Origin of the sequence: Allobosea sp. LjRoot237, assembly GCF_964253285.1 — a bacterium.
Taxonomy (GTDB): domain Bacteria; phylum Pseudomonadota; class Alphaproteobacteria; order Rhizobiales; family Beijerinckiaceae; genus Allobosea.
Genome location: NZ_CAXUQP020000001.1, coordinates 1,337,007 through 1,360,452, shown reverse-complemented (window position 1 = coordinate 1,360,452; position 23,446 = coordinate 1,337,007). Strand labels below are relative to the sequence as shown.

Genomic DNA, 23,446 nt, shown 5'->3' with positions numbered 1-23,446 from the left:
ATGCTCCAGATGGTTCCGGAGCTTCCTGGACCATCCTTCGAGACGCCGCTACGCGGCTCCTCAGGATGAGGGCTCTTCAACTACTCCGCCGCCACCTGCTGCGCCTGCACCTTCTCCGGCTTCAGGCCGACGAGATGGCAGATCGCATAGACCAGGTCGGCCTTGTTCATCGTGTAGAAATGCAGATCCGAGACGCCGCGGTCGATCAGGTCGAGCACCTGCTCGGCACAGACGGCGGCGGCGACCAGCCGGCGTGTCGCCGCGTCGTCCTCGAGCCCTTCGAAGCGGTCGGCCAGCCATTGCGGTACGCTCGCCCCGGTCTTGCGGGCGAAATTCGCGGTCTGCTTGAAGTTCTGAACCGGCACGATGCCGGGCAGGATCGGGATCTCGATGCCCCTGGCGCGGACCTTGTCGAGATAGCGGAAATAGACGTCGTTATCGAAGAAGAACTGGCTGATCGCCCGCGTCGCTCCGGCATCGACCTTCTTCTTCAGCGCATCGATGTCGGCATCAAGCGAGGCCGCCTCCGGATGCTTCTCCGGATAGGCCGAAACCGTGACCTCGAAATCGCCGACCTTGCGGATGCCCGCGACGAGGTCGGAGGTCTGGTGATAGCCCTGCGGATGGGGCTCATAGGTGCTGCCAAGGCCGCCGGCCGGGTCGCCGCGCAGCGCCACGATATGACGGACGCCCGCCGCCCAATAGGCGCGGATGACCTCGTCGACCTCATCCGTGGTCGCAGAGACGCAGGTCAGATGCGCCGCCGGCTTCAGGCCGGTCTCGTCGACCATGCGCTTGACGGTGTTGTGGGTGCGTTCGCGGGTCGAGCCGCCGGCGCCATAGGTCACCGAGACGAAGGCTGGCCCGAGCGGCTCGAGCCGGCGCACGCTCTCCCACAGGCTGACCTCCATCTCCTCGTTCTTCGGCGGGAAGAACTCGAAGGAGACGCGCGGGCGGCGCGAGCCGTGGCGGCTGGGACGGAACGCGTTCATCACGCAACCTCACGATCGAACTGGCGAAGCGGGAAATCACCCTGGAGGCGCCGGTCGCGCCCGCGCCAGAGCATGACGCCAAGTTGGCCGCTCACGCCATCGGCGGCGGTGACCTCCTTGGCAAGATCGCAGTCGAGGCCCGCCTCGGCGAACCAGGCGGCGATCTCGTCCTTCTCGAAGCCGAGCCGGCGATGGGCGTGCTCGGTGCGCAGGAATTCCATCTCGTGCGGAGCGAAATCGACCAGGATCAAGCGCCCGCCGGGAGAGAGCAGCGCCGCCGCCTCGCGCAGCGCGCGCGCCGGGTCGTCGAGGAAATGCAGGACCTGGTGCACGATCACCAGGTCGAACGAGCCGCGCGCGAAGGGCAGCGCATAGATGTCGCCCTGCCGGAGCTCGACGCGCGACAGCCCGGCCTTCTCCAGATTGGCCCGCGCCACCGCCAGCATGGCGTGGCTGGCATCGACGCCGACGGCGCGCGCCGCCTTCGGCGCCAGTCGCTCGAGCATGCGCCCGGTACCGGTGCCGAGATCGAGCAGGGCCTGCATCGGCGTCTCGCCGACGGCGGCCTCGACAGCCGCTTCCACCGCCGCGTCCGGCACATGCAGCGAGCGGAGCTGGTCCCATTCACGCGCGACATTGGCGAAATAGGATTGCGCCGCCGCGGCCCGGCTCGCACGCACCGCGGTGAGGCGCTCACGATCGGCCGCCAGAACCGGGTCGGTGGGATCGAGATCGCGGGCGAGCGTCAGCGCGAGCGCACCGCCCGGCGTCGCATCGTCGAGCCGGAAGAAGGCGAAGGCGCCCTCGCGAGAGCGGCGCAGCAGCCCGGCCTCGGCCATCAGCTTGAGATGACGCGAGATGCGTGGCTGCGACTGGCCGAGAATGTCGGTGAGATCGGAGACCGAGAGCTCGCCTTCCGCCAGCAACGCCAGGATCCGCAGGCGCGTTTCCTCGCCCGCCGCGCGCAGGCAGGCCAGCAAGGTCGGCAGCGAATGATGGGAGGGGCGGGTCACCTGCGAGCACCTCGAAATTCTGTGAAAGATATAAAGATATCTTTATGTCAGACTCAGCGAGAATGCAAGCTCGCATCACCAGCCGACATCAACGGGGCATGGCCAAGAGGAGGAGCGCAGTCACTTGAAACCAACCGGACTTGCGGTAGAATGGTAGAAAATCTGGATAATTTCTAGAAAGAAGACCGCGATGAGTCTCAGCATCAAAGATCCCGAAGCCCATCGCCTCGCCCAGGCGATCTCTCATGCCACTGGCGAAAGCATGACCCGGGTTGTGACCGAAGCCTTGCGAGAGCGCTGGAACAAGATCGAACGGCAAAAGGGCCGCGCAAGCGTCGAGGAGCTTCTGCTGATTGCCGAACGCGCCGCTGCCAACGTGAAACGCCCATATGCCGACCATGCGGAGCTGCTTTATGACGAAAGCGGTATCCCGAAATGATCATCGATACATCGGCGCTCGTCGCGATCCTGTATCGCGAGCCCGAAGCCGAAGCCTTCGTCAAGCGCATCCACGCGGCCGAAACGAGCCGGATCAGCGTTGCGAATTATGTGGAGCTGTCGATGGTCATCGAACATCAGCTCGGCCCCGAGGGAATGCGCCAAGCCGAAGCGTTCTTCCGGCGTGCCGGGATCATCATCGAGCCGGTGTCCGTGGAGCACGGTGATCTGGCGCGTCAGGCTTTCCTCGATTTCGGCAAGGGTCGCCACCAGGCGGGGCTGAACTTCGGCGATTGTTTCGCCTATGCCCTCGCGAAAGCCTATGGAGAGCCCCTGCTCTTCAAGGGCAACGATTTCTCGCAAACCGACATTCAGGCGGCGTAACGATCCGCTTCGGATCAAGACCGCGCAGCCGCCCGCATCGCCTCGCGCAGCACGGTGAAAATCCTGGGATCGGCGGCCTGCGCCACGTTGAAGCGCATGAAATGCCGGGCCGTCCGCGACAGGCTGAAGGCGTTGCCCGGCGCGAGCACGACCCCCTCGCCGAGCGCATGCCGGGCGATCTCGGCGCCGTCGAGCTCGCCGGGCAAACGGCACCACAGGAACAGCCCACCGCGCGGCGTCAGCCAGGGCTCGATGCCAAGCTCGGCGAGCCGGCCCCGCGTCTCTGCCATGGCCCGCCCCAGGCGTTGTCGCAGCGCCTCGACATGCCGGCGATAGCTGCCGTCCTTCAAGAGGTCGAGCACCAGTTCGGCCGCGAGCCGCCCGCCGCCGAAGGAGAGCGCGACCTTGAGGTCGATCAGCCCCTCGACCCAGTCGCGCCGTGCCGCGATGTAGCCGCATCGGACCGAAGCCGACAGCGTCTTGGAGAAGCTGCCGATCTGGATCACCCGCTCCAGACCGTCGAGCCCGGCGAGCCGCGGCGCCGCCTCCGGCTCGAGATCACCGAAGATGTCGTCCTCGACGATGGTCAGCCCAGCCTGCTCCGCGAGCTTGAGCAGGCGATGCGCGGTCGCGGCCGAGAGCGTCGCGCCGGTCGGGTTGTGCAGGGCGCAGTTGGTGACATAGAGCCGCGGCCGGTGCTCAGTCAGCGCCTGCGCGAACAGGGCAAGGTCAGGCCCCGACGGCGTATAGGGCACGCTGACGATCTTCGCACGGTGCGCCCGCAACAGCGCATTGAAATTGAAATAGCAGGGATCGTCGACCAGCACCGTGTCGCCGGGCTCGAGCAGGAAGCGGCAGACGAGGTCGATCGCCTGCGTGCCGGACTCGGTCAGGACGATCTGATCCGGCGCGGCCTCGACGCCGCGTTCGGCCAGGCGATGGGCGAGCAGGTGGCGCAGTGCCGGCAAGCCGAGTGGCGTGCCGTATTCGGCTAATGTCCCGGCCTCGGCCCGGCTGAGCCGGCGCAACGCCTGGCGGATCGAGGCTTCCGGCATCCAGTCAGGCGGCAGCCAGCCACAGCCTGGCCTGAGGCTGCCGACACCGGCATCGAGCGATTGCCTGGAGATCCAGAGCGGATCGACGGCCCGATCGAGCTTTGGTGCGACATCGGCGAGCGAGAGCGGTGGCAGGCGCCGGACATAGAAGCCGGAGCCGCGCCTGGCCTGGATCGCTCCCTCCGCAGCCAGCCGCTCATAGGCCTCGACCACGGTCGATTTCGACACGCCCATGCTCTCGGCAAGACCGCGGATCGAGGGCAGCTTCGCCCCCGGCGCCAGCGTTCGCCCGGCGATCCGCTGCCGGATCGTCGCCATGACGCGCCCGACGAGGGTGTCGCCAGGCGCCGCGGAATCGGCGGAACCCATAATCTGTCCTGCTTCCAGCATCAGCACAGTTTGGCCGAACTGTACCGGACTGTCTCTGGAAATTTGTAAGTCTGCGCCGCATGCAGAACGGCGAAAGAGTCTGCCTGCCCTTCCACAGCCCTCATCCTGAGGAGCGATCGCAGATCGCGTCTCGAAGGATGCTCCAACTGGTTCCCGAACCTCCTGGATCATCCTTCGAGACGGCCGCCATGCGGCCTCCTCAGGATGAGGGCTGGAGGTGTCGGCCGGCCTCAGGAGGTATCATGGACCGGACTGCGAACGGCCTGCTCAACGGCTTCATCGGCGTCGTCATCTTCAGCGGCTCGCTGCCGGCGACCCGCGTCGCCGTCGCCGATTTCGATCCGGTCTTCCTCACCGTCGCACGCGCCGCCATTGCCGGCCTGCTCGGGCTCGCGCTCCTGCTGGCACTGCGGCAGAAGCGGCCTGCACCGGCCGACCTCCTGCCGCTCGCCGTGGTCGCGCTCTGCGTCGTCGTCGGCTTTCCGCTGCTGACCGCGCTGGCGCTGAAGCACGTCACCTCCGCCCATTCGATCGTCTTCATCGGCCTCCTGCCGCTGGCGACCGCGATCTTCGGCGTGCTGCGCGGTGGCGAGCGGCCGCGCCCGGCCTTCTGGCTCTTCGCCATCCTCGGCAGCTTCTGTGTCGTCGGCTTCGCCTGGACGCAAGGGATCGCCGCCTCCCCGATCGGCGACCTCCTGATGCTCGCCGCGGTCATCATCTGCGGTCTCGGCTATGCCGAGGGTGGGCGGCTGTCGCGCCATCTCGGCGGCTGGCAGGTGATCTCCTGGGCGCTGGTGCTGTCGCTGCCGATCATGGCCGGCCTGACGCTGCTGACCTTGCCGGCCTCGTTCGCAGAGGCCGGCGGCCCCGCCTGGCTCGGCCTGGCCTATGTCTCGCTGTTCAGCATGCTGATCGGCTTCGTCTTCTGGTATCGCGGCCTCGCCCAGGGCGGCATCGCCGCGGTCGGACAGCTGCAATTGCTGCAGCCCTTCTTCGGCCTGGCGCTGGCCGGACTGCTGCTTGGCGAGGCGGTCGGCTGGCAGATGGTCGCGACCTCGGCCGCCGTCGTCCTCTGCGTCGCGGGCGCAAGGCGCTACGCGCGGTAGATCGGGCGGCCGCAGAAGCCAAAATCGAGGGCAGCCGCGCGCCTTGTCACGAACGCATGGCCGCCGTGCCGGTCAGGGCCGGTTGTCAATCTGGCGACGAGCCTGTCGGCTTTGAGCGCAGTCTTCACTGCCGCAGGCGCAGCCTTCGTCACCTCTATCAAGCCCGCAGCCGCCTCAGAGCAGCTTCAGGTCGCCTGCAGCGGTCTTGCCGCGCTCGGTCTTCAGGTCGAAGGAGAGCTTCTGTCCCTCGGTCAGGGACATCAGGCCCGCTTCCTTGACGGCCGTGATGTGCACGAACACATCCTTGCCGCCATCAGCAGGTTGAATGAAGCCGTAGCCCTTCTCGGTATTGAACCATTTAACGGTTCCGGTCGCCATCGCCGCATCCCTTGGAGCATCCGTGGTCGCAACGGAGCCCCTCGGCAACGACGTCGAAAAGGCCCCGCGCAGCAAGGATTGACCGAAAACGCAAGCTTGTCGAGATGAAAGCAACGGTGGGTGCCGTAACGTCGGGTCAAGGCTTCGTCAGTTCGAACTGCGTCTTGGCCACAGCCAGCGAGGAACCACCGAGATAAACCTCGATCGTGCCGGGGTCGAGCTGGTAGCGGCCGGCATCGTCATGGCCGCCGAGAGCCCTGCCCTCCAGCCGGAACGTGACCGTTTTCGTCTCCCCGGCCTTGAGCGCGATCTTGTCGAAGCCCTTGAGCAGGCGCAGCGGGCGGGAGCGCTCGGCCACCGGCTGGCGGATATAAAGCTGTACGACTTCCTGGCCGTCGCGATCACCCTGATTGGTCACGTCGACGGCGACCTCGGTCGCGCCATTGAACGGCACCCGGGCATTCATCACCCGCGGATTGGCATAGGCGAAGCGGCTATAGGACAGCCCGAAGCCGAACGGGTAGAGCGCCTCGTTGGCCTCATCCATGTAGATCGACTCGTAGCGCTGGCGGATCTTCTGCGGCCGGCCGGTCGGCAGCTGGTCGTAATAAACCGGGATCTGCCCGACCGAGCGCGGGAAGCTCATCGGCGTGCGCCCCGCCGGGTTGACCTTGCCGGCCAGCACCTCGGCGATCGCGGCGCGCCCCTCGGTGCCGCCATGGAAGGTCTGCACGATCGCGGCGACGTGGCTGTCGGCCCAGGTCAGGACCAGCGGCCGCGCCGTCGCCAGCACCAGCACCACCGGCTTGCCGGTCGCGACCAGCGCCTCGAGCAGCGCCTGCTGCACACCCGGCAGCCCGAGATCGGTGCGCGAGGCGCCCTCGCCCATGAACTCGCAATCCTCACCGAGCATGGCGACGACGAGGTCGGCGGCCGCGGCCGCCTTCACGGCAGCGTCCTTGTCCTTGAACTCGGTGCCGCAGGCCTTGGCGAAGGCGGGCTCGTAGGCGACCGTGACATCTGAGGGCAACTGCTCGCGCAGCGCCTCGGGCAGCGGCTGGACGACGCGGCGCCCCAAACCGGCCGGATCGGTCCAGACCCGCTCGTCCTCGGGCACCGCCATGGCGCCGATCACCGCGACGGATTTGACCGCCGGTGCGATCGGCAGCGTCTGCTTGTCGTTCCTGAGCAGGATCACGCCCTCGCGCGCCGCCTGCCGCGCGACCTTGCGCGCCTCTTCGGTCTGCATCAGCGAAGGCGCCGCGGCGACATCGACATCCTGCCTCTCGAACAGGCCGAGATGGAATTTGACCCGCAGCACGCGCCGCACCGCCTCGTCGAGCGCCTTCATCGGCACGCGCCCGGCCTTCACCTCGCCCGCGAGGTGCTTGTGGTAGACGTCGCCCATCATGTCCATGTCGATGCCGGCGAGCAGCGCCTTGCGCGCCGCCTCGGCATCGTCCTTGGCGATGCCATGCAGGCGCAGTTCGGTGATCGAGCCGAAATCCGAGGTGACGAAGCCGCGAAAGCCCCATTGCCCGCGCAGCAGGTCGGTCAGCATGCCGCGATGAGCGGTCGTCGGCATGCCATTCAGCGCGTTGAACGCCGCCATCGCCGTCATCGCCCCGGTGTCGAAGGCGGCCTTGAACGGCGGCAGGAAGAGATCGTGCAGCTGGCTCGTCGGGATCCAGGTCGAGTTGTAGTCGCGCCCACCTTCGGCGGCGCCATAGCCGACGAAGTGCTTCACCGTCGCGGCCACCCCGCCGCGCTGGTAGCCCCGGGTGCGCGCCGCCGCGATCACGCTGGCGAGATAGGCGTCTTCGCCGGCACCCTCCAGCACGCGGCCCCAGCGCGGATCGCGCGAGATGTCGACCATCGGCGCGAAGGTCCAGTTGACGCCGGCGGCGCGCGCCTCGCGCCCGGTCCAGTAGGCCGCCTGCTCGATCAGTTGCGGATTCCAGCTCGACGCCTGGCCAAGCGGCAGCGGAAAATAGGTCGAGAAGCCGTGGACGGCGTCGAGCCCGATGATCAGCGGGATCTTCAGGCGCGACTGCCTGACGGCCTCCTGGACCTGCCGGACCTCCTGCGGCACGACGAAGTTCATCACGGCGCCCATGCGGCCGGCCTTGACCTGCTCGATATCGAAGCCTTCGCCACGCCCGGAGAGATGGAGCTGGCCGACCTTCTCCTCCAGCGTCATCCTGCCGATCAGCGCGGTGATCTTGCGCTCGATCTCGGTGGCCTCGCGGCCCTGCTTCCAGCCGACGCCCTGCTGCTGCGCATGGGCGAAGGTCGCAAGGCCGCAGAACAGGAATGCAGCGACGAGCCGCAGAAGCATGATTGAGGTCTCGCTGAGCAGACGGAGGGTAGAAGCGGCCCTACAGGATCGGGCCGCCGGGCTCAACCGCTGCCATCGCCGCATTGCGATGAACAAGGTCTGAAGCGACGCCGGAATGCCAGGGCGCGCAGCAGGGCAATCGCTCGAAGATGTGCACGGCTCGCTGGGGAGCCGCGACCTGTTCTCTCCCCCCTTGTGGGGGAGAGCTAGAGAGGGGGGTATGCCACCCTCGACTTACGCCGAGCTCGGCGCAGCAGGGACTGCGGGTGCGATACCCCCCTCCCAACCCTCCCCCACAAGGGGGGAGGGCTCCCGCTAGCTACAGGCGAGAGTGATACTGCCGTTCAAACGATCGCCCTCGGGCGCATGGCCTCCCCGGTTGCCTCCCGTCCCGTTCCATGCGACCGAGCGAACGGAGAAAACGCGGGATTTGGCGAGCATGGCCCAGCTTCTGACCATCGAGGATTTGCGCCTTCTGGCGAAGCGCCGCGTGCCGCGCATGTTCTATGATTACGCCGATTCCGGCGCCTGGACCGAGAGCACCTACCGCGCCAACGAGGCCGACTTCGCCGGGATCAAGCTGCGCCAGCGCGTCGCCGTCGACATGACCAATCGCACTCTGGCCTCGACCATGATCGGCGAGCAGGTCTCGATGCCGGTGGCGCTTGCGCCGACCGGCATCGCCGGCATGCAGCACGCCGATGGCGAGATCCTCGCCGCCAGGGCTGCCGCCAAGGCCGGCGTGCCCTTCACGCTTTCGACCATGAGCGTCTGCTCGATCGAGGACGTCGCCGAGAACACCGACAAGCCGTTCTGGTTCCAGCTCTATGTGATGCGCGACCGCGCCTTCATCGAGCGCCTGATCGACCGCGCCAAGGCGGCCGGCTGCTCGGCATTAATGCTGACGCTCGACCTGCAGATCCTCGGCCAGCGCCACAAGGACATCCGCAACGGCCTCTCCGCTCCGCCGAAGCCGACACTCGCCAACCTGATCAACCTCGCCTTGAAGCCGCGCTGGTGCCTGGGCATGCTCGGCACCAGGCGGCGCAGCTTCGGCAACATCGTCGGCCACGCCAGCGGCGTCGGCGACATGACCTCGCTCTCGGCCTGGACGGCCGAGCAGTTCGACCCGACGCTGAGCTGGGACGACGTCAAGTGGATCAAGGACCGCTGGGGCGGCAAGCTGATCCTGAAGGGCATCCTCGACGCCGAGGATGCCGAGCTCGCGGCAGGGAGCGGCGCCGATGCGCTGATCGTCTCCAACCATGGCGGGCGCCAGCTCGACGGCGCGGTGTCCTCGATCGCAGCCCTGCCCGGCATCGTCGAGCAGGTCGGAGGGCGCATGGAGGTCTGGATGGATGGCGGCATCCGCTCCGGCCAGGATGTGCTCAAGGCGGTGGCGCTCGGCGCCCGCGGCGTGCTGATCGGCCGCCCCTTCCTCTATGGGCTCGGCGCCATGGGCGAGGAGGGCGTCAGGCTCGCGCTCGAGATCATCCGCAAGGAGATGGACATCACCATGGCCCTCTGCGGCAAGCGCGACATCCAGGATGTCGACGGCAACATCCTGGTCAAGGGCAAGGCCTGACAACCCGTTTGGAAACTCCCCATAGCCCTCATCCTGAGGAGCCATTCCATCTGGAATGGCGTCTCGAAGGATGCTCCAGGAGGCTCCGGAACCAGCTGGAGCATCCTTCGAGACGGCCCTGCGGGCCTCCTCAGGATGAGGGCTCGGAGTTTCCGAACAGTCGCTGAGGCCCTTGCGCTCAGGGCTCCTCCTCCAAGGCGAGAACGGCGAAGCTGGCGAGCCAGTGCTCGCCCATATAGTCGCCGGCGATATGCGGGATTCCGGCGGCGAGGTGCTCTGCCGCAGCGGTCTTTGCGACCGCCCGGCGAGCATCGCCCTCCGGCAGCGCGCCGGCCAGCGCCCGCCAGCACCAGGCGCGGCTGAGGTTCAGCCCGTCGAGATGCGCGATCTTGCCGTCGCTGCGGTCGGAGACAGTCGCGGGCCGGAACAGCGTCGCCGGCTCCTGGCGCTCCAGCCTCGGCAGGAAGCGGTCGAGCCAGGGCAGGAACGCCTCGGGCGCCAGCAGGCGGCGCATGCATTCGGCCTCGATCAGAGCCGAGGACTGGAAGTCGTCGCCGCTCGGCTCGCCCCAGGCCGGGCAATCGACATCGGCGCCATACCAGCGCAGCGCCGTGTCGCGCAGCAGAGCGGCGAGGTCGTCATCCGCCGTCGCGGTCGCGTAGTCCGCCGCCATGCGCAGGCCGAAGGCGGTGTTGAAATGCGTCCCGACCCGCACCGGATAGGTCGCGAGCGGCAGGAAGTCGCGGAAGCGTTGCGCGAAGACCTCGGCCAGCGGCGCGCAGACGTCAGACCAGCGCTTGTCGTCGAGCAAGCTCAGTTCCGCCGCCAGCTTCAGCAGCCAGCCCCAGCCATAGGGGCGCTTGAAGCCGCGCGCGGTGGGAGCCGCGAGATAAGCGCATTCGACCGCGACCTTCTCGGGCGTGAATTGCGCGTCGAACAGCGCGCGGATATCGGCAGCCGCCTCGGACCCGGGGTAGCGCCGCAGCAATCGCGCCAGCATCCAGTAGCTGTGGACGCAGGAATGCCAGTCATAGCTGCCATAGAAGATCGGGTGCAGCTCACGCGGGGTCAGCGCATCCTGCGGCCCCGCCAGCGTATGATCCGGCTTGTTGGGATATTCGCGCCCGACATGCCCGAGCGCGATGCGGGCGAAACGGAGCGCGAGCTCTTCCGTCAAACGGGCTGCGGTCATGTTGGCTTCCTTGTTCTGGCGTAGCTGATTAGCAGGCCGATCAGGCGTGGGGTGAGATAGATCGGCAATTGCGTCGCCGCGAAGAACAGCACCATGCGCGGCGAGGCCGCGGCGCCGAGCGCCGACCAGACCAGCCCGACATTGCGGTTGCCGAGAATGAGGCCGACGGTCAGCCGCTCGGCAAGCGTGCCCGGCAACAGGAAGGCGCCGGCGCCCTGCAGGCCGAGATTGCCGGCGAAGGCCAGCGCGAGGCAGAGCAGCGCGCCCTGCCAGTCCGCTTCGATCTGCGCGCGTACGCCTGCCATGGTGGCGACGACGAAGACGAGCAGCGCCGCAACCACGATCCTGTCGACAGCCCCGCCATGGCTCCTCAGCAATGGCGCCGCAAAGCGCCGCAGCAGCAAGGCGACGCCCTCCGCGCCACCGACCAGCAGGGCCAGGCGCAAGGCGAGATCGAAGGCGCTGAACCCGATCCCGCCGAACCAGCCGGCCAGAAGCGGCACGGTGATCGGCGCGAGCGCCATGCAGAGCAGCGTCACCGCGAGCGGAACCGTACCGTCGAGTCCGAGCATCCGCGCCACTGCCGCCGTTCCGCTCGATGGCGGGGCGGCGGTCGCCAGCACGAGCGCGAGCGCAAGCTCGGCACCGAGGCCGAGACGATGGGCGATCAGGCCGATCAGGACCGGGCAAGCGACCATGACGATGACGGGGAGCACCAGCGAGAGCGCCGGGCGACCGAGCACGGCGATGACCGCCTGGCCATCGGTCCGCAGCAGCGTTCCGAGCACGATGGTGAAGATCATCACCGGCATCGACGGCCGGGCCAGCTCCGCCAACGCAGGAAAGGCCAGGCCGACAAGGACGCCGAGCGCCAGGATCGTCGGCCCGCGCGGGATGAGGCGCGACAGTGAAGCTCGCATGCGCCTCGTCCGGTCGTTTCAAGCGCGCTTCTTTCAGCAGCTCGCACGGCATTGTGGAAATCGATTTTTACTATCGGTATTATTGTTCAAATGAATTTGGCTGCCGTCGACCTCAACCTTCTCGTCGCCTTCGAGGCGCTCATGGAAGAGCGCAACGTCACCCGCGCCGGCCGGCGCATCGGGCTGGCGCAGCCCTCGATGAGCAGTGCGCTGACGCGCCTGCGCGCTCTGTTCGGCGATGAGCTCTTCATTCGCACCGCCGCCGGCATGCAGCCGACCGCTAGGGCGCTGGCGCTGGCCCGGCCGATCGGCGAGGCGCTGAGCCAGATCAGGGAGACGCTCGCGCCGGATACAGGCTTCGAGCCGGCGACGGCGCGCCGCCGCATGACCATCGCCGTCACCGACTACGGCGACCTCGTCGTCGTGCCGGCGCTGGTCAGCTTGTTGCGGCAGGAGGCGCCGGGCATCGACCTCGTCGTCCGGCCGATCGCCGACCCTGCCGCCAGCCTCGCCGCACTCGAGCGCGGCGATGTCGATGCCCTCATCGGCGGCCATCTTCCGGAGTCGGCGCGCACCGTACGGCACAGGCTGTTCGAGGAGGATTTCGTCTGCATTCGGGACGAGGACCGCGCCGCGGAAGGAGCACCGCTCACGGCCGATGACTATGTCCGGCTGCCGCATGCGCTGTTCTCCTCCGCCGGTGGCGACGGATCGCCCGGCGTGGTCGACGCCGTCCTCGCCATGGAGGGCCGCAAGCGCCGGATCGCGGTCACGCTCGCGCATGTCGTGGCCGTGCCCTTCGCCGTGGCCGGCACCGATCTCGTCGCGACCATGGCGAGGCGTGTCGCCACGCGCTTCGCCACGATCGCCGGCGTGACGCTCGTGCCGCTGCCCTATGAGGTGCCAGCCTTCGCGATCGACCTGCTGCATAGCCGCCGCGCCACGACCGATCCGGCCCTGACCTGGTTCCTGGCGACGATAGAGCGGGTCGGGCGCTCGCTTTGAGAAAACCAGCGCGGGCAGCCTTGACTCTCAGGGCCACCGCATCCAGATAAATGAGCAATCACTCACTCATTCTGATTGAAGCAATCCGTGGCCCGCCCTCTCAGCGAAGCGAAGCGTGAAGCGATCCTGGCCGCCGCCTGCAAGCTCGTGGCGGAGCTCGGGACCGGTGCGCCGACCGCGAAGATCGCCAGGGAGGCCGGGCTCGCCGAAGGCACGCTCTTCACCTATTTCGCCAACAAGGACGAGCTGCTCAACCAGCTCTATCTCGACCTGAAGACTGACTTCGCCAAGCTCACCGTGGCCTCCTATCCCGCCAATGGCAGCGTGCGTGACCGCTTCGAGCACTTCTGGAACGGCTTCATCGACTGGGGCGCGAAGTATCCCGCCAAGCGCAAGGCCTTGCGGCAGCTCGCCGTCTCCGACCGGATAACCCAGGAAACCCGCAGCAAAGCCGCCACGGCTTTTGCGGAGATCAGCGCGATGTTCGAGCAGGGCCACCAGGACGGCATACTCAAGAACCAGCCGCAGAGCTTCATCGGCGCGGTTCTGGATGCCATGGGCACGATGACGCTCGACCTGATCGCGCAGGAGCCCAGCCGGCACGAGCACTATAGGAAGACCGGCTTTTCGGTCTTCTGGGACGGCATCTCCGCCTGAAACCTATCAAGGAAGGACCGCTCGGGCCCATTTATTCACTTAAATGAGCAAGTACTCACTCACAATATCGAGAGGACATCTCATGACCAAGACCTGGCTGATCACCGGCGCCTCCCGCGGCCTCGGCCGCGCCATCACCGAGGCGGCCCTCGCCGCTGGCGACAACGTCGTCGCGACCGCCCGCGACCCCGGCCGCCTCGCCGATCTCGAGGCCCGATACCCCGACACGTTGCTCTCCTTCGCGCTCGACGTCACCGACATGGCGGCCGCGAACGTGGCCGTGACCGTCACGGTCGACACCTTCGGCCGGCTCGACGTGCTCGTGAACAATGCCGGCTACGGCCACGCCGTCGCCTTCGAGCAGGCCAGCGAGGAAAGCTTCCGCGCCCAGATCGAGACCAATTTCTACGGCGTCGTGAACCTCACCCGCGCCGCGCTGCCGGCGCTGCGAGCCCAGCGCGCCGGCCATATCATCAACATCTCCTCGGTCGGCGGGCGCACCGGCACGCCCGGTCTCAGCGCCTACCAGTCGGCGAAATGGGCGGTCGGCGGCTTCACCGAGGTGATCGCCAAGGAGGTCGCGCCGCTCGGCATCAGCATCGTCTCGGTCGAGCCCGGCGGCATGCGCACCGGCTGGGGCGAGATTGCCCGCGGCAACGCCCCGGCGGTGATGCCGGATTACCAGCCCAGCGTCGGCGCCGTACTCGACCTACTGAAGGCCTATGTCGGTAACGAGATCGGCGATCCCGAAAAGATCGCCGGGATCGTCCTCGACCTCAGCCGGCGCGAGAGCCTGCCGGCCCATCTCGTCCTCGGCAGCGACGCGCTCTTCGTCCTCGCCCAGGCGGAGGCGCAGCGGCAGAGAGAGGCGGCGGAATGGGCGGAGGTCAGCCGCTCCTCGGATTTCGCCGGCACCGACCTCCAAGCCCTGCAGAAGCTGCTCGGCGGGGAGGCGCGCCCGTGAGTTGACCGGGCGCAGCGCCGGTTACGCCTTGAGGATCGCCACCCCGTATTCGCCGAGCGCGCCATCGGCGGTCACGAGTGTCGCGCCGCGCCGCATCGCCTGCGCCACGATCATCCGGTCGAACGGGTCGCTGTGGACAGGCGGCAGGCTGGCGGCCGCGAGGGCGTCGTCGCGGTCGATACTGATGACCTCGACAAAGTGCTCCTCGAGCATCTCCCATCGGAATGCACCGAGATCGAGCCGCCCCGCCATGCGCTTGATCTCAAGTTCCCAGACGGACGCCACGCTGACACAGACATCGTCGGCGTTGTCGATCATCACGCGGGCGTCGGCCCGAAGGCGATCGGACGTGGCCTCGCTCCACCAGAGCAGGACGTGGCTGTCGAGAAGCAGCCTCATTGATCCCGCTTGAGCAGGCCAAGCAGATGATCGTCCCGACTATCGCTTCCTTCGAAAAGGTCGGCGAGTTCATCGTCCGGTTTCCACCAGTCAGGGTCGATCTCGACAATCTGCCCCTTCAGGAAACCGCCTTGCCGCTTTGGTTTCGTCCGTGTTTCAGCCTCGACCTGAACCAGCCTGACCGCCGGCACGCCGTTGCGCGCGATCACGACCTCCTCGCCCCGCAACGCCTGCTCGATCAGGCGCGACAGGTTGGTCTTGGCCTCATGAACGTTGACGACGGTCATCGGCGCCTCCACGGCGGGTCGCAAGATTAGCTAGGCTAGCTAACACAAAACCCGCCGAAAAGCGAGGCAGCTTAGAGACGGATCCGATCAGATTGGATCAATCTGATCGGATCCGGCTCTCACTTTGAGATAGAGACCGTTTTGTCCGATCAGCTTGCGGGGCAAGCTGATCGGAACGGGCTCTAGCGCGTGAACTTCTTGTACTGGATGCGCTTCGGGATGGTGGAATCGATGCCCAGTCGGCGCTGCTTGTCTTCCTCGTAATCCTGGAAGTTGCCCTCGAACCACTCGACATGGCTGTCGCCCTCGAAGGCGAGGATGTGGGTCGCGATGCGGTCGAGGAACCAGCGATCGTGGCTGATGATCACGGCGCAGCCAGCATAGTCCTCCAGCGCCTCTTCGAGCGCCCGCAGCGTATCGACGTCGAGGTCGTTGGTCGGCTCGTCGAGCAGCAGGACGTTGGCGCCTGATTTCAGCATCTTGGCGAGGTGGACGCGGTTACGCTCGCCACCCGAGAGCGAGCCGACCTTCTTCTGCTGGTCGCCGCCCTTGAAGTTGAAGGCCGAGCAATAAGCCCTTGAATTGATTTCTTTCTTGCCGAGATAGATGATGTCGTTGCCGCCCGAGATCTCCTCCCAGACATTCTTCTTGTCGTCGAGCGAGTCGCGACTCTGGTCGACATAGCCGAGCTGGACGCTCTCGCCGATCTTGATCGTGCCGGCATCGGGCTTCTCGACCCCGGTGATCATCTTGAACAGCGTCGTCTTGCCGGCGCCGTTGGGGCCGATCACGCCGACGATGCCGCCCGGCGGCAGCTTGAAGGAGAGCCCGTCGATCAGCAGCTTGTCCTGGAAGCCCTTCGACAGCTCCTCGAAGTCGACGACGTTGTTGCCGAGCCGCTCGGCGATCGGAATGACGATCTGGGCGGTGTCCGGCCCCTTGTTCGAGGCCTTCTGCACCAGCTCGTCATAGCGCTGAATGCGGGCTTTGCTCTTGGCCTGGCGCGCTTTCGGCGAAGCGGAAATCCATTCCTGCTCGCGCTCCAGCGTCTTCTGCCGGGAGATGTCCTCGCGGCCTTCCTGGGAGAGGCGCTTCTGCTTCTGCACCGACCAGGCCGAGTAGTTGCCCTCGTACGGAATGCCCTGGCCGCGATCGAGCTCGAGGATCCAGCTGGTGACGTTGTCGAGGAAGTAGCGATCGTGGGTGACGATCAGGATCGCGCCCGGATAGCTCCGCAAATGCCCTTCGAGCCAGGCGGTGGTCTCGGCGTCGAGATGGTTGGTCGGCTCGTCGAGCAGCAGCAGCTCCGGCTGCTCCAGCAGCAGCTTGCAGAGCGCGACGCGGCGGCGCTCGCCGCCCGAGAGCTTGCCGACTTCCCAGTCATCCGGCGGGCAGCGCAGCGCGTCCATCGCCTGGTCGACCTTGGAATCGAGATCCCACAGGCCCTTGGCCTCGATCTCGTCCTGGAGATTGGTCATCTCGTCGGCGGTCTCGTCCGAATAGTTCATGGCGAGCTCGTTGTAGCGGTCGAGGATCGCCTTTTGCGGCGCGACGCCGAGCATGATGTTGTCGCGGACGTTGAGGCTCTCGTCGAGCTTCGGCTCCTGCGGCAGGTAGCCGACGCGCGCGCCCTCGGCGACCCAAGCCTCGCCGGTCCACTCCTTGTCGAAGCCGGCCATGATCTTGAGCAGGGTCGACTTGCCCGCGCCGTTGACGCCAAGCACGCCGATCTTGGCATCCGGATAGAAGGAGAGATGGATGTCCTTCAGGACCTGCTTGCCGCCCGGATAGGTCTTCGACAGGCCGCGCATATGATAGATGAACTGACGGGACATAAGCGTGCAGGCTCCGCTTCGGACTGGTAGTCGGATGTGTCGGGAAATCTGGCGCGTATGTAGCGAGGCTGGCGGAAGCCCGCAACCGCACGCTGGTCCGGAGCAGCGGCATTCGCCGGCCCGATGCCTCAGCGCCAGTTCCGGCCGGTCGCGTCGCTGCAGCCATAGGGCGGTATCGCACGCGCAAAGCGCTCTTTTAGCCGCCCGCAGCCCCAGGCCCGCAGGCTCTCCGGCAGCCGGCTGTTGATCTCGATCCCGACCTCGTCATAGGGGCTCGCGGCATTGGTGACGTAATCGTACCAGCGATAGCCGAATGTCCCCCCAAGTCCCACCATGATCGCGAAGGTGAAGAGCGCCATCGTGCGCGCCAGCCCCATCCTGACCGGCTTGGGGAAGAGCTGTCCCTCACGGACCGCGCGTCGTTGCCGCGCGGCATAGACCTGCGCCGCGATCAGCAGCGCGACGCCCAGCCCGATGGCGATCCCGCCATATTGGCCGAGTAGCGACAGGATCTCCGACTTCACATGCTGCTGTCCGCCCGTGTCGGGAATGACGAAGCGAGCCCCGCCATCGACGCGCTCCCAGCCTGAGATCCTGACGACGTAGAAGAACGCGACGACGCCTCCGACGAGGAACAGGAGGGCCACGAATCTGAGGCGATTGGGGATCGACATCGCGTCCTCGCGGGAGACGGACAGGCTCGATAGCGCGACGGCGGCAAGCTGTCCAGGGTCCCCGTTCCCGTCACGAAATCGCCATCACGCTGCTCTGCCTCTTCCGCCGGCCCGGCTTTTGCCTCAGCTTTTGAGCTCGGTGAATGCGGGAGCATCTGATGAGGCTGTCGACGATCGCTCTGCGCTTGGCGCTTGTCCTGGTCGGCCTGGTAGCCGCCGCGCCGCCCGCCCGCGCCCAATCGAACGAACCCGGCTGTCGGCCGGAAATGGCGAGCTATCGCCTGCCGATCCAGCGCGTGAACCTCGCCAAGGACGAGGTCCGGCTGACCTTCATCGGCCACGCCACCTTCCTGATCGAGACCCCGGGCGGGGTGAAGATCGCGACTGACTACAACGACTATGTCCGCCCGCCGGTGACGCCCGACATCGCAACGATGAACAAGGCGCATTCGACGCATTATTCGCGCGCACCCGACCCCGCCATCAAGCAGGTGCTGCCCGGCTGGGATCCGTCCGGCAAGGGGCCAGCCGCCCATGACGTCACGTTCGGCGACATCCGCGTCCGCAATGTCCCGACCAATATCCGCACCTATTCCGGCGGCACTGATTTCGACGGCAACTCGATGTTCGTCTTCGAGATCGGCGAGCTCTGCATCGCCCATCTCGGCCATCTCCATCACCCGCTCGAGCCCGGCCATCTGCGCGCGCTCGGGCGGGTCGACATCGTGCTCTTCCCGGTCGACGGCAGCTACACGCTCGACCAGGAAGGCATGCTGGAGGTGCTGAAATCGCTGCAGGCCAAGGTGATGATCCCCATGCACTTCTTCGGCGGCGGCACGCTCAATCGCTTTCTCGCGCGCTCGCAGGATCTCTGGCCGGTCGAACGGCGCGAGCGGCCGGAGATCGTACTGTCGAAGGCAACGCTGCCGGCCAAGCCGACGATCATCGTCCTGCCGGGGCACTGAGCACGGTCCCGCTCTCAATGCCTTCCCGAGCCCTCATCCTGAGGAGCCGCGTTAGCTGCGTCTCGAAGGATGCTCCAGGAGGCTCTGGAGACAGCTGAAACATCCTTCGAGACGGCCCTGCGGGCCTCCTCAGGATGAGGGCTGTGATTTTGCAACCGGGCGCCTCAGGTATTCACCCCGCCATCGATCGCGATCCCAGCACCGGTGATGAAGCGCCCCTCCTCGCTCGCCAGATAGGCGACGAGCCCGGCGATATCCTCCGGCTTGCCATAACGCGGGATCGCCATCTTGGCGCGCTGGCCCTCGGCATGCTCGCCATCCGCCGGGTTCATGTCGGTATCGGTCGAGCCGGGATGGACGACGTTGACGGTGATGCCGCGCGGGCCGAGATCGCGGGCGAGGCCCTTGGTGAAGCCGATCAGCGCCGCCTTGCTCATCGCATAGAGCGCGATGCCCGGCTCCATCACACGCTCGGCGAGGCATGAGCCGGTGGTGATGATCCGTCCGCCATCGGGCAGGTGCCTGGCCGCCGCCTGCGAGGCGACGATCACCGCCCGGACATTGACCGCGATGATCGCGTCGATCTCCTTGAGATCCCAGCTGCCGACCTCGCCATAATGCCAGATGCCGGCGTTGTTGACGAGGATGTCGAGCCCGCCGAGCTCGGCTGCCGCCTTGTCGACCGCGCCCGTCACCGCTGCCGGATCGACACTATCGGCCTGCAGCACCACCGCCTTGCGGCCGAGCGCGCGAATCCGCGCGGCCACCGCTTCGGCCTTGTCGCGGGAGCGCTCATAGGTCAGCGCCACATCCGCCCCGTCCTGCGCCAGCCTCAACGCCGTCGCAGCGCCAATGCCACGGCTTCCGCCGGTCACCAGGGCCTTCTTGCCCGCCAATTTCGTCATAGCTCACCTATATCTGTAGCGATTGATACAAATACAGATGAGGCGCTTGCCCCAGCGCGTCAAGCGATTTATTTATCGCTCGATACAGAAAGGTGACCCCATGGCCGAACGAGGCCGCCCACGTGCCTTCGATAGGACGCAGGCCCTCCAGCAGGCGATGCTGCTATTCTGGGAGAAGGGCTTCCAGGGCACCGCGATGAGCGAGCTCACCGCGGCGATGGGCATCAATGCGCCGAGCCTCTACGCCTGTTTCGGCAGCAAGGAGACGCTCTATCGCGAGGCGATGGCGCTCTACGAAGCGGGCGACGGAGCCGAGCTCGCCGCCGCCATCGCCGCCGCGCCGACCGTCCGCGACGCGATCGAGATCTATCTGATGCGCTCGGCCGCCCTGTTCAGCCGCCCCGGCAAGCCGGCGGGCTGCATGGTCGTGCTCTCTGTCGTGCACGCTGCCGGCACGAGCGAGGAGGCGGGCCGCGCCTTGCGCGACGCGCGCGCCGAGATGCAAGGAGTGCTCGAAACACGCCTGCGCGCCGCGGTCAGCAGTGGTGAGCTGCCGGGAGGCGATCCGGCCGCAATCGCCGCCTTCTACTGCACGGTGCAGCAAGGCATGTCGATCCGCGCGCGCGACGGAGCGACCCGCAGCGAGCTCGAAGCCGTGGCGCAAGGAGCGATGCTGGCCTGGGACGGGTTGACCAGAGCCCGGGCCTGAAGCTCGCACAGCCCACGCTATCCGTTTAACGCCTTGCTCAGCCTGATCCGAGGCTTTGCTGGGCAGTCCGGGCCCGCTCGGGCACAGTCATGCGGCGCAATGGAGCCTGGCATGATCCGTCGTCTCGCCGTCGCCGCCCTCGCTGTCGCTTTGCTGCCGGCGAATGCCGAAGCCGCTAAACTCCGCTTCGGTGGCGGCCGTTCGTCCACCACTCATGCTGGTCAGGGCCAGCGCGACGGCTCCCATGCCGTGGTGACGCCGACGCTGCGCAGCCGCCAGACACAGAACGCCACAGCAAGCCAGCCTCTCCGCATCGCGACGCCGGCTGCCGCCGCTGCGGTCGAGACGGCTGATCTCCGCGGCACGCAGTCCGCGGAAGCGCGTGTCTGGTGCCGCTCGCAAGTGGTCGTCGGTGGCTTCTGCATCCTGAACTGAGCGCCGCTCAGGCGGCTTCCGGCACGCCACCGACCTGCATCGCCCGCCAGCGCCCGGGCGATTGGCCATAGGCGCGCCGGAAATGTCGGGTCATATGGCTCTGGTCGGCGAAACCGCTCGCCGCGGCGGCCTCGGCCAAAGCCTCGCCCCGGCGGATCAGCAATCTTGCCCGCTCCAGTCGGCGCATCACCAGGTAATGATGCGGGCTGGTGCCATAGCGGCGGCGGAACTGCCGTGCCAGCGCATAGCGGTCGAGCCCGGTGACCGCCTCCAGCATCGTGGAGTCGATCGTCTCGTCCCGGCTCTCGCTCAGGACATCGCGCGCCCGCTCGCAGGCCCGCATAGCAATCGTTTCCGCGCCTGCCAGCGCGCAGGATGGATCGAGCCGGAGCAGCGCCTCCGCCAGTGCGCCGACCGCCGCATCGCGCTCCAGCGGCTCCAGCCCATGCTCGACATCGCCGAGCAGGCCGACCAGCGCCCGCATCAGGCTGCCATCGCGGCAGACCGCATTGCCGATGAAGGGGATCGCGCTGGCGCGCCCGGCGAGCGCCGCCATGATCAAACCCGGCTCGACATAGGCCATGCGGTAACGGAAGCCGCTCTCGACCCCGGCCCGGCCATTATGCAACTCGTCCGGATGCAGCACGATCAGGTCGCCCGGTGTCGAATCCCGCTGCACGCCGCGATAGTCGAAGCTCTGCACCCCGCTGATCGTGTAGCCGATCGCATAGGTGTCGTGCCGATGCGTGTCATAGGCATGGCCGCTGAAGAAGGCCTCGATCCGTTCGATGCCCTCCCCGTCCGGCGCCGTGCGGATCCAGTCGCCGGGCGAAGCGGTCGCGCACGAACGTTCAAGACCGGCCGGCTGATCGGGCCCTATCGCTGTCGGCATGCGCTTCGACACCAAGATCGCCATCATCGTCCATGAGGAGCTCGCTGCCTGGCAGAAGCTCAACGTCACCGCCTTCCTGTCCGGGGGGCTGGTCGCCGCCGCGCCGGAGATCGGCGGGCAAGCTTACCGCGACGGCTCGGGCAAGGTCTACGGGCCGCTGGTACGCCAGCCGATCCTGATCTTCGCCGCGACCTCGACCGACCTCACCCGCGTGCTGCGGCGGGCCGGCGAGGCCGGGCTGACGCCCTCGCTCTACACAAGCGAACTGTTCGCGACCGGCCATGACGAGGCCAATCGCGCCGCCGTCGCGGCGGTCGCGACCGAGGCGCTCGACCTGGTCGGGATCGCACTGCACGGCGAGCGCAAGACGATCGACAAGGTGATCAAGGGGCTCAAGCTGCATCCTTGAGGCGGTGGTCGTCTCTTCTCCCCTTGCGGGCCCTCGACGAAACTGGAAGAGGCGCGCGAACCCCTCCCCCTTGTGGGGAGGGGCAGGGGTGGGGGTCGTAAAGCCGGAGCGATCGGCTGGACCCGATACCCCTGTCGCTGCTGCCGGCTCCCCCCTCTGCCGACAATCACCAAGCGGCACCACCCCCATCCCCAACCCTTCCCCACAAGGGGGAAGGGAGAAACAGGAGCCTTCACCCCGTCCGCGCCCCCCGCCCTTCCAGCGGATATGCCGGGTCGCTGTAGCCCGGCGTCGACGGGTGGCCCGCCGGCACGAGTGAATCGACCAGCGCCTCGTCCTCGGCGGTGAAGTCGGCTGACAGCGCCGAGAGATAGCCCTGCCATTGCTCCATCGTGCGCGGCCCCGTCACCGCCGCGGTCAGGAGCTTGTTGTTGAGCACCCAGCGGATCGCGAACTGCACTGGTGTCAACCCGCGCGCCGCAGCGTGATCGGCGATGGTGCGGGCGATGACGAGCGATTCCTCGCGCCATTCGGTCTGCATGATGCGCTTGTCGGCGCGGCCGGCGCGCGTGCCTTCCGGCGGCGCCTGGCCGGGCTGGTATTTCGCCGTCAGCACGCCGCGCGCCAATGGCGAATAGCTGGCGACGCCGAGCCCGTAATGGCCGCAGGCCGGCAAATGCTCGACCTCCGGCATCCGGTTCATCGCGTTGTAATAGGGCTGGCTGACCACCGGCCGGTCGATGCCAAGCTCGTCGCAGAGCCGGCAGATCTCGGCGACGCGCCAGCCACGATAATTGGAGACACCGAAATAGCGGATCTTGCCGGCCCGCACGAGGTCGCCGATCGCCCGAATTGTCTCGGCGAGCGGCGTCTCGTGATCCTCCTTGTGCAGGTAGTAGATGTCGATGAAATCGCTGCCGAGCCGCTTCAGGCTGGCGTCGCACGCCTCGATCAGCCATTTGCGCGAGAGGCCGCGCTGGTTCGGCCCCTCACCCATCGCGTTCGCCGCCTTGGTCGCCAGCACCCAGCCATGGCGGTTGCCGGCGATGGCGCGGCCGGTGATCTCCTCCGAGCGCCCCTCCGCATAGACGTCCGCCGTGTCGATGAAGTTGATGCCGGCGCCCGCAGCGCTGTCGATGATCGCGCGCGCATCGGCTTCCTCGGTCTGCGCGCCGAACATCATCGTGCCCAGGCAGAGCGGCGAGACCTTGAGGCCGGAACGGCCAAGCGCGCGATAATCCATGACGATGTCTCCAAATAAGCGATAAGCCTGCCGCAGAGCGGGCGCCCGCACCAGCATTGCCAAAGGCATGACGGGGTCGTTGCAGAAGCGCTTTGAAGCGAGCTGGCACTTCCCCCTCCCCCCGCTTGCGGTGGGGAGGGCCGGGGTGGGGGGCAGTGCCGCTTGGCGGGAGATTGGAAGAAGTATCTCGCCCGGCTTTCCCGCCCCCCATCCCTAACCCTTCCCCACCGCAAGCGGGGGGAAGGGAATGCGCAACGCGGCCCAGCGCAAGAGAAT

General features: G+C 67.0%; 25 protein-coding genes. 11 read left to right on the top strand and 14 right to left on the bottom strand.

All coding sequences use genetic code 11. The features are described 5' to 3' along the window. Positions 1–80: 80 nt before the first annotated feature. Together metF and ACSQ24_RS06590 are read right to left on the bottom strand one after the other, a co-directional pair. A complete protein-coding gene (gene metF / locus ACSQ24_RS06595; RefSeq protein ID WP_436093916.1) occupies positions 81–992 on the bottom strand; it encodes a methylenetetrahydrofolate reductase [NAD(P)H] in 912 nt (303 codons plus the stop codon). Then, entirely contained in the window at positions 992–2,005 is a 1,014-nt protein-coding gene (locus ACSQ24_RS06590) for an ArsR/SmtB family transcription factor (RefSeq protein WP_436093915.1), read from the bottom strand. Before ACSQ24_RS06590 ends, metF begins: the two co-directional genes overlap by 1 nt. 190 nt (positions 2,006–2,195) lie before the next feature. Here ACSQ24_RS06590 and ACSQ24_RS06585 point away from each other — a divergent pair, with 190 nt between their 5' ends. Beyond that, positions 2,196–2,444: a type II toxin-antitoxin system VapB family antitoxin gene (locus ACSQ24_RS06585; protein ID WP_436093914.1), complete on the top strand. Its 249-nt coding sequence runs from the start codon at positions 2,196–2,198 to the stop codon at positions 2,442–2,444. After that, on the top strand, positions 2,441–2,827 hold the full coding sequence (locus ACSQ24_RS06580; protein WP_436093913.1) for a type II toxin-antitoxin system VapC family toxin: 387 nt from the start codon (positions 2,441–2,443) through the stop codon (positions 2,825–2,827). The genes ACSQ24_RS06585 and ACSQ24_RS06580 overlap by 4 nt, the downstream gene beginning before the upstream one ends. 14 nt (positions 2,828–2,841) lie before the next feature. Here the strand turns inward: ACSQ24_RS06580 and ACSQ24_RS06575 are convergent, their stop codons facing one another. Next, on the bottom strand, positions 2,842–4,251 hold the full coding sequence (locus ACSQ24_RS06575) for a PLP-dependent aminotransferase family protein (protein ID WP_436093912.1): 1,410 nt from the start codon (positions 4,249–4,251) through the stop codon (positions 2,842–2,844). A 263-nt stretch (positions 4,252–4,514) separates the two neighbouring features. Between ACSQ24_RS06575 and ACSQ24_RS06570 the strand changes: the two genes are divergently transcribed. Further along, on the top strand, positions 4,515–5,378 hold the full coding sequence (locus ACSQ24_RS06570; RefSeq protein WP_436093911.1) for a DMT family transporter: 864 nt from the start codon (positions 4,515–4,517) through the stop codon (positions 5,376–5,378). Positions 5,379–5,552: 174 nt separating this feature from the next. Here the strand turns inward: ACSQ24_RS06570 and ACSQ24_RS06565 are convergent, their stop codons facing one another. Together ACSQ24_RS06565 and ACSQ24_RS06560 are read right to left on the bottom strand one after the other, a co-directional pair. Then, complete coding sequence (locus ACSQ24_RS06565; RefSeq protein ID WP_057190882.1) at positions 5,553–5,756, bottom strand: cold-shock protein; 204 nt, start codon at positions 5,754–5,756, stop codon at positions 5,553–5,555. 136 nt (positions 5,757–5,892) lie between these two features. Continuing rightward, a complete protein-coding gene (locus tag ACSQ24_RS06560) occupies positions 5,893–8,094 on the bottom strand; it encodes a glycoside hydrolase family 3 N-terminal domain-containing protein (RefSeq protein WP_436093910.1) in 2,202 nt (733 codons plus the stop codon). Between the two features lie 439 nt (positions 8,095–8,533). Here ACSQ24_RS06560 and ACSQ24_RS06555 point away from each other — a divergent pair, with 439 nt between their 5' ends. Further along, positions 8,534–9,679, top strand: a complete 1,146-nt coding sequence (locus ACSQ24_RS06555; RefSeq protein ID WP_436093909.1) for an alpha-hydroxy acid oxidase — start codon at positions 8,534–8,536, stop codon at positions 9,677–9,679. 178 nt (positions 9,680–9,857) lie between these two features. Here the strand turns inward: ACSQ24_RS06555 and ACSQ24_RS06550 are convergent, their stop codons facing one another. Beyond that, complete coding sequence (locus tag ACSQ24_RS06550) at positions 9,858–10,871, bottom strand: DUF2891 domain-containing protein (protein ID WP_436093908.1); 1,014 nt, start codon at positions 10,869–10,871, stop codon at positions 9,858–9,860. Then, positions 10,868–11,791, bottom strand: coding sequence for a hypothetical protein (locus ACSQ24_RS06545; RefSeq protein WP_436093907.1), 924 nt, complete (start codon positions 11,789–11,791; stop codon positions 10,868–10,870). The genes ACSQ24_RS06550 and ACSQ24_RS06545 overlap by 4 nt, the downstream gene beginning before the upstream one ends. Before the next feature lie 90 nt (positions 11,792–11,881). Between ACSQ24_RS06545 and ACSQ24_RS06540 the strand changes: the two genes are divergently transcribed. From ACSQ24_RS06540 to ACSQ24_RS06530, 3 genes are all read left to right on the top strand, one after another. Further along, on the top strand, positions 11,882–12,796 hold the full coding sequence (locus tag ACSQ24_RS06540) for a LysR family transcriptional regulator (protein ID WP_436093906.1): 915 nt from the start codon (positions 11,882–11,884) through the stop codon (positions 12,794–12,796). Between the two features lie 87 nt (positions 12,797–12,883). Then, entirely contained in the window at positions 12,884–13,453 is a 570-nt protein-coding gene (locus tag ACSQ24_RS06535; protein ID WP_436093905.1) for a TetR/AcrR family transcriptional regulator, read from the top strand. Positions 13,454–13,535: 82 nt separating this feature from the next. Next, complete coding sequence (locus ACSQ24_RS06530) at positions 13,536–14,417, top strand: SDR family NAD(P)-dependent oxidoreductase (protein WP_436093904.1); 882 nt, start codon at positions 13,536–13,538, stop codon at positions 14,415–14,417. A gap of 21 nt (positions 14,418–14,438) precedes the next feature. On the opposite strand, the gene ACSQ24_RS06525 is transcribed toward ACSQ24_RS06530, so the two are convergent. From ACSQ24_RS06525 to ACSQ24_RS06510, 4 genes are all read right to left on the bottom strand, one after another. Further along, positions 14,439–14,816, bottom strand: coding sequence for a type II toxin-antitoxin system VapC family toxin (locus tag ACSQ24_RS06525; RefSeq protein ID WP_436093903.1), 378 nt, complete (start codon positions 14,814–14,816; stop codon positions 14,439–14,441). After that, positions 14,813–15,103, bottom strand: coding sequence for a type II toxin-antitoxin system Phd/YefM family antitoxin (locus ACSQ24_RS06520; RefSeq protein ID WP_436093902.1), 291 nt, complete (start codon positions 15,101–15,103; stop codon positions 14,813–14,815). Before ACSQ24_RS06520 ends, ACSQ24_RS06525 begins: the two co-directional genes overlap by 4 nt. A gap of 182 nt (positions 15,104–15,285) precedes the next feature. Then, positions 15,286–16,938, bottom strand: coding sequence for an energy-dependent translational throttle protein EttA (ettA, locus tag ACSQ24_RS06515; RefSeq protein WP_436093901.1), 1,653 nt, complete (start codon positions 16,936–16,938; stop codon positions 15,286–15,288). A gap of 128 nt (positions 16,939–17,066) precedes the next feature. Next, positions 17,067–17,612 (bottom strand): hypothetical protein, encoded by a 546-nt coding sequence (locus ACSQ24_RS06510; RefSeq protein WP_436093900.1) that lies wholly within the window; start codon positions 17,610–17,612, stop codon positions 17,067–17,069. 158 nt (positions 17,613–17,770) lie between these two features. Here ACSQ24_RS06510 and ACSQ24_RS06505 point away from each other — a divergent pair, with 158 nt between their 5' ends. Beyond that, positions 17,771–18,577 carry an MBL fold metallo-hydrolase gene (locus tag ACSQ24_RS06505; RefSeq protein ID WP_436093899.1) on the top strand — a complete coding sequence of 269 codons (807 nt, stop codon included), beginning with the start codon at positions 17,771–17,773 and terminating at the stop codon, positions 18,575–18,577. Positions 18,578–18,741: 164 nt separating this feature from the next. On the opposite strand, the gene ACSQ24_RS06500 is transcribed toward ACSQ24_RS06505, so the two are convergent. Then, positions 18,742–19,482 (bottom strand): SDR family NAD(P)-dependent oxidoreductase, encoded by a 741-nt coding sequence (locus tag ACSQ24_RS06500; protein WP_436093898.1) that lies wholly within the window; start codon positions 19,480–19,482, stop codon positions 18,742–18,744. A 100-nt stretch (positions 19,483–19,582) separates the two neighbouring features. Here ACSQ24_RS06500 and ACSQ24_RS06495 point away from each other — a divergent pair, with 100 nt between their 5' ends. Continuing rightward, on the top strand, positions 19,583–20,191 hold the full coding sequence (locus ACSQ24_RS06495) for a TetR/AcrR family transcriptional regulator (RefSeq protein ID WP_436093897.1): 609 nt from the start codon (positions 19,583–19,585) through the stop codon (positions 20,189–20,191). A gap of 111 nt (positions 20,192–20,302) precedes the next feature. Further along, positions 20,303–20,626: a hypothetical protein gene (locus ACSQ24_RS06490; RefSeq protein WP_436093896.1), complete on the top strand. Its 324-nt coding sequence runs from the start codon at positions 20,303–20,305 to the stop codon at positions 20,624–20,626. A 7-nt stretch (positions 20,627–20,633) separates the two neighbouring features. Here ACSQ24_RS06490 and ACSQ24_RS06485 read toward each other — a convergent pair whose 3' ends face one another. Then, positions 20,634–21,518: an AraC family transcriptional regulator gene (locus tag ACSQ24_RS06485; RefSeq protein ID WP_436093895.1), complete on the bottom strand. Its 885-nt coding sequence runs from the start codon at positions 21,516–21,518 to the stop codon at positions 20,634–20,636. On the opposite strand from ACSQ24_RS06485, the gene ACSQ24_RS06480 reads away from it, so the two are divergent. Continuing rightward, positions 21,517–21,927 carry a DUF2000 family protein gene (locus ACSQ24_RS06480; RefSeq protein ID WP_436093894.1) on the top strand — a complete coding sequence of 137 codons (411 nt, stop codon included), beginning with the start codon at positions 21,517–21,519 and terminating at the stop codon, positions 21,925–21,927. The genes ACSQ24_RS06485 and ACSQ24_RS06480 overlap by 2 nt on opposite strands. A 232-nt stretch (positions 21,928–22,159) precedes the next feature. Here ACSQ24_RS06480 and ACSQ24_RS06475 read toward each other — a convergent pair whose 3' ends face one another. Next, positions 22,160–23,170 (bottom strand): aldo/keto reductase, encoded by a 1,011-nt coding sequence (locus ACSQ24_RS06475; RefSeq protein ID WP_436093893.1) that lies wholly within the window; start codon positions 23,168–23,170, stop codon positions 22,160–22,162. Positions 23,171–23,446 lie beyond the last annotated feature (276 nt).